The organism is Ruegeria sp. MALMAid1280, assembly GCF_049195285.1.
In the GTDB taxonomy this organism is placed as follows: Bacteria; Pseudomonadota; Alphaproteobacteria; order Rhodobacterales; family Rhodobacteraceae; genus Ruegeria.
Genome location: NZ_JBMIRT010000039.1, coordinates 1 through 4,967, shown reverse-complemented (window position 1 = coordinate 4,967; position 4,967 = coordinate 1). Strand labels below are relative to the sequence as shown.

At 60.4% G+C, this 4,967-nt stretch carries 5 protein-coding genes and 1 pseudogene; all 6 read right to left on the bottom strand.

All coding sequences use genetic code 11. The features are described from left to right. A pseudogene (locus tag ACOQFT_RS05410) lies at positions 1-375 on the bottom strand (cupin); the annotation flags it as partial. A gap of 152 nt (positions 376-527) precedes the next feature. After that, positions 528-1,502 carry an ester cyclase gene (locus ACOQFT_RS05405; RefSeq protein WP_421597026.1) on the bottom strand — a complete coding sequence of 325 codons (975 nt, stop codon included), beginning with the start codon at positions 1,500-1,502 and terminating at the stop codon, positions 528-530. Continuing rightward, a complete protein-coding gene (locus ACOQFT_RS05400) occupies positions 1,499-2,518 on the bottom strand; it encodes a LacI family DNA-binding transcriptional regulator (protein WP_421597027.1) in 1,020 nt (339 codons plus the stop codon). Before ACOQFT_RS05400 ends, ACOQFT_RS05405 begins: the two co-directional genes overlap by 4 nt. Further along, entirely contained in the window at positions 2,518-3,285 is a 768-nt protein-coding gene (locus ACOQFT_RS05395) for an SDR family NAD(P)-dependent oxidoreductase (RefSeq protein ID WP_421597025.1), read from the bottom strand. Before ACOQFT_RS05395 ends, ACOQFT_RS05400 begins: the two co-directional genes overlap by 1 nt. 1 nt (position 3,286) lies before the next feature. Beyond that, positions 3,287-4,351, bottom strand: a complete 1,065-nt coding sequence (locus ACOQFT_RS05390; RefSeq protein ID WP_421597024.1) for an ester cyclase — start codon at positions 4,349-4,351, stop codon at positions 3,287-3,289. A gap of 78 nt (positions 4,352-4,429) precedes the next feature. Beyond that, positions 4,430-4,967: histidinol dehydrogenase (locus ACOQFT_RS05385; protein WP_421597023.1), on the bottom strand; the 538-nt coding region annotated here is incomplete at its 5' end.

The following is a 4,967-nucleotide window of genomic DNA, read 5'->3' as shown; positions in this document are numbered from 1 at the left end:
CTGGCCGACATTCTCGAACCCGCGGAAGATGCCCGTCGGGATGTTGAAGATGTCGCCCTCCTCGGCGATGAACTCGCCCGCCGTGCCATAGCGGCCCCAGAAGAACCGCCAGCGACCTTTGGCGACAAAGAACACCTCGGCGGTGGTGTGACTGTGCAATGAGTTGCGGCATTTCGGCGGTTGCCCCGCCGCACCGATGTTGAACCCGATCTTGTCGGTGATGTGGACGTGCTGATCGGGGGATTCCGACACGCCGCCGCCGATGATGGTAAAGTTCTCTTTCTGGTCCGAGCCCGGCGTGTGAGCGTCGATGAATGCGGTTTTACAGGGCTTCAGTTCGCCATAACGGACGATGCGGCTTTCGATAGTGCTCATATCTTGTCTCCTTTAGACTTGGGTTTGATCGGATCAAACCAAACCTCCCGGCGGACGATTGTTCAGCCGCCGGGCGCGCAGGCTGGCGCGATGGGCATGGAACCGCCGCAACGCCTGCGCGGCATCCAGATTTGAGACACGGTGCGACATTCTCAGAGATCGCCGGTTTTCAACAGTATCTGTTTCCAGATCGAGGTTTCGTCAAACAGGGTGTATTCCTTGCGCAGACCCCAGGGACCGAACTCGGCCTGGCTGATGCCCAGCACATAAACCTCGGCCCCGGTCGGCACACCGAAGACGCCCCAACCGTCGTGCTTGCCGTGTAGCGTCCAGCGGATTGCGGCGCGCGGTGGCATCATCGGATCATCGCGGCCGATCTGGTGGTGGATCTTGAATTCCGCGCGCGGGAACGCGGCGCGCAGGCCCATCCAGAACCGATCCACTGGCCCCCAGCTATGACCTGTGGTTCCGCCGGGATATTCCGACAGGACGGCGCGGTCATACTCTGCCTCGATCACACCCATATCGGCATTCATGATCCGGTTCAGGATATCCGCGTATTTCTGGCCCCATTCATTGTCATTGCCACGGCCCTTATAAGGGCCGGGCTGATCGTTTTCGGGCGTGAGGGGTTGCACGCAGGCGTCTGGCCCACCCTCGCGCGTGATCAGGTCGCGGGCGTATTCCTTGGGGTCCCAGCCCATCTGCTGCACGATTGCGCTCTGGTCGCGGATCAGCCATTCATCGTTAATCTGGTTGTTGATGGCGTGGCAGTCGGCCAGAATGCGGTAGACCAGCTTCTTGCCGGTCGCCTTGCCATACACACCGTCACCCAGATGGGTCGCGGTGGACAGCAGGCGGTGCGAGGACAGCATGCCCTCCTCAGGCGTTCCCGACCAGATCACATCCTCGCCCAGAAGGGTGCGGTCGGGGAATTCGGCCAAGGTCGCCATGGTTGCAGCGATCACGTCCTGGTTGCCGACGACCACAGACGCGGGCGAGCGCACGACAATATCCGGGGAGTAATAGTGATGCAGCGTGGCAATGCCACGATCTTCCCAGATCTCCTTGGTGATCCCGATGATATAGTCGGGAAAGTCTTTGAACTTGGGATCAAATCCCTTCATGTCTTCCATCCTTCAGGTATGCGGGCAGAGCCGCGAACAATTAGAGGTCCGTCAATCTCGACGCGGCGCGGTTCAGCGTCGGAGTCTTCGATCTTGCGGAGCAGAATATCGACGGTTTTAGCGACCATGCGATTGGCGGGTTGGCGCACAGTTGTCAGATCGTAGGCCGGCCACGCGGCCACGGCCACGTCGTCATACCCAACCACCGAAACGTCGCTGGGTACTTTCAGGCCAAGTTCAAACCGAAGCGCGTCCATCACAGCGATGGCCATGTGATCGTTTGCCACAAAAACAGCGTCAGGCGGGTCAGAGGCAAACATACGGCGGGTTGCCTCCTGCGCCTGTTCGCTCGCGAAGTTCCCTATCTCGCGAGAATACAGCTCTACACCCGCTTCGCGCAGTCCCGCCAGAAACCCGGCCTCGCGGTCGCGCTGGGTCGAGGCGCCTTCCCAACCGGCAATATAGCCGATTTTCCTATGCCCCCCGGCCAGCAGAAACTCGGCCGCCTTGCGCCCGCCCGCAATGTTGTCCGACGTCACGGCGGACATGGCCGGATCGTCCTGCGCCCGGTTGAACAGGACCATCGGAACTCCGGCAGCCCGGCATCGGTCCGACAGGTCCGAGGACAGTGACACCGAGGCGGCAATGATGCCATCGACCTGAAAATCGAGGATCTCTTCAACCACCTTGTCGACATTGCCTGCCGATTGCGACGCCATGAAGATCAGCACATGGTAGCCGCGTTCCTGCAAGGCGTTCGAGAGCTTTTCCAAAGCTTCGGGGTAAAACTGGTTGTTCAAATAGGCGACCACCAGCCCGATGATGCCGCTTTTGCCCGACACCATGGCCCGCGCCAGAACATTGGGGCGATACCCCAGCTCTTTGGCGGCTTTGCGCACTTTTTCGATGGTCTTGGCAGAGGCCGAGGCACCGGGCGTGAACACCCGGCTGACCGCCGACTGGCTTACACCAGCAAGGCGGGCAACTTCTGCCGATGTGACCTTCTGCGCAACCATCAGTCTGCTGTCCATCCTCCATCCACCATCATCGCCGTGCCGGTCACCAACGCCGAGGCATCCGAGGCCAGATAGACCACCGCACCCATGATGTCCTCGATCTCACCGGGGCGGCCAAGCTTGATCTTTTCGAGAATCCAGGCGCGTTTGTCCGGATCGTCGAAGGTGGATTTGGTCAGCTCGGTCAGGATGAAGGTCGGGCAGATCGTGTTAACCCGGATCTTTCCTGGTCCGAACTCAAGCGCCATCGCCTTGGTGAAGCCTTCGACCGCGAATTTCGACGCACAATAGACTGCGCGCTCGCGACCGCCGACATGGCCCATCTGACTTGAGATATTGATCAGCGAACCGGGGCGACCGGCATCGAGCAGGCCCTTGGCAACGGCCTGGGTCAGGAAATAGGCGCCTTTGACATTGACGCCCATCACCGCATCGAAATCATCCGGCTGCGTGTCGACAGCCTTGCCGTGACGGGCAAGCCCGGCCGAGTTCAGCAGGATATCGAACGGCCCGTTCTGCGCCACGGCCTCAGCGGTCGCCGCCACGTCGGAAACATCCAGTTCCAGAACCTGTGAAGACCATCCCTGCGCCGACATTTCCTGTGCAATATCCTGCAGCGCGCCAGTACGGCGCGCCGCCAAAGTGACCTCAGCACCATGTTCCGCCAGCGCCACGGCGCAGGCCATGCCAATGCCAGAAGACGCTCCGGCAACCAATGCGCGCTTGCCGATCAGGTCGAAACTGGGGGTGCTGGGGAATTGGGGCATATCAGACTTCGCCAACCGGGAAGGGAATCGTGCCCTGAACGCGAACCTTGTTGAACTCGCGCAGGCGGGCAAAGACATCTACGCCCAGCTGCCGGTAGGCGTCCAGCAGGTCGACCATGACCCAGTTCTCGCGGATCAGGCCATCCTCAAGCCGCCAGAAATCCAGCGATCTCATGGTGATCTTCTTGCCAGATGGTGCAATGCCCATCCAGCCGTCATGGGTGACGGTCTGGATCATGTTCGGCCACCCGGTGACGGCGGCATATTCGGCGTCACCAAAGAAATGATAGGTGATTTCTTCGATGTATTTACCGCGGTCAGGCATGCCGTTCAGGAATGGAATCTGGTGCCAGTTGCGGAAACCCGCGATGCCGCGCCCGGTGCCGATCCCGGCGGGGCCGTACCAGTTCATGCGCGGATGCCAGAACTTCTCCATCTCCATCACTTCGGGTCCACCCTGGCTGGGGTGTTTCTTCAGATGGTTCAGCATCTCGACGATGTGATTGCACGAGGCCTGAGATTTCGCCTCATCCCACGGTCCGGGCACGATGCCGTCCAGAGACGCCGGGCCGGGAATGTAGAACTCCAGCCCCAGCGACGGGGCCATCGGCCAGGCCTTCGCCTGCATCATGACTTCGGGAATGTCCCAAAGCGTCTGAATCTCGACAACCTTGCCGCCCTCGAAGCGGTAGAATTCGTGGAACCGCATATGGGTCAGATGCCCCGTCGGCGGGATGTCCAGCCAGGGGGCGACGAATGTACCAACGTAGTGACCGCCGCAGCCGATCCAATCATCGCCATGTTCCGTGGGTCCGCCCATCACGATCCAATCCCGGCGTTCCAGATCAGGCATGGATTTCAGCAGCGGTGCATAGCACGTGTCGTAAAGTTCTTGCGGCCCGGTCAGATCGCCGAACGGATGCGGCATGTGGATGACGGCGTCAGGCGCAATCACCGCCTGCAGCGCGGCGCGGACGCCGGCCTCGTCAAAGTTGTACATGGCCTCGCGCAACGGCGCGATCAGGGCCTTATGGGTGGAATGTGTGTCCATTGCGAAATCTCGCATTGTGTTATCTGCTTCTCATTCAAAATCCGTGACGCCCGGGCGAACCCGGGCGCAATTGCTGTAGCAATGACCTGACGCTTACGAGGAAGCGTCAGCAGCCTCGCGATAAGCCGCGCCTTCACCATAGGGCACGTTGATGCCGCCATAACGCCGAACGCGGATGTTGCATTGCTCGGCATGGCCGACAAAGCCTTCCAGCATGCACAGGCGCGAGCCGTATTCACCGATCATCGTCGCGGCCTCGTCGGTGACAACCTTCTGATAGCTGTGGGTTTTCATGAACTTGCCCACCCAGAGCCCGCCTGTATAGCGACCGGCTTTTTTGGTTGGCAGGGTGTGGTTGGTGCCGATCACCTTGTCGCCATTGGCCACGTTGGTGCGCGGACCCAGGAACAGCGCGCCGTAGCAGGTCATGTTTTCCAGGAACCAGTCGTCGCGGTCGGTCATGACCTGAACGTGCTCGGAGGCGATGTCGTCGGCCACTTTCAGCATCTCGTCATAGGTATCGCAGACGATGATCTCGCCATATTCCTCCCAGCTGACCTTGGCGGTGCCGGCAGTGGGCAGGATGCCGAGGATACGGTCGATCTCGCTTAATGTGTCTTCGGCCAGTTTG

What these genes read in the sequence shown, in the direction of transcription:
- ACOQFT_RS05405 (WP_421597026.1), bottom strand. Translation starts at nt 1,502, where the DNA reads ATGAAGGGATTTGATCCCAAGTTCAAAGACTTTCCCGACTATATCATC.
- ACOQFT_RS05400 (WP_421597027.1), bottom strand. Translation starts at nt 2,518, where the DNA reads ATGGTTGCGCAGAAGGTCACATCGGCAGAAGTTGCCCGCCTTGCTGGT.
- ACOQFT_RS05395 (WP_421597025.1), bottom strand. Translation starts at nt 3,285, where the DNA reads ATGCCCCAATTCCCCAGCACCCCCAGTTTCGACCTGATCGGCAAGCGC.
- ACOQFT_RS05390 (WP_421597024.1), bottom strand. Translation starts at nt 4,351, where the DNA reads ATGCGAGATTTCGCAATGGACACACATTCCACCCATAAGGCCCTGATC.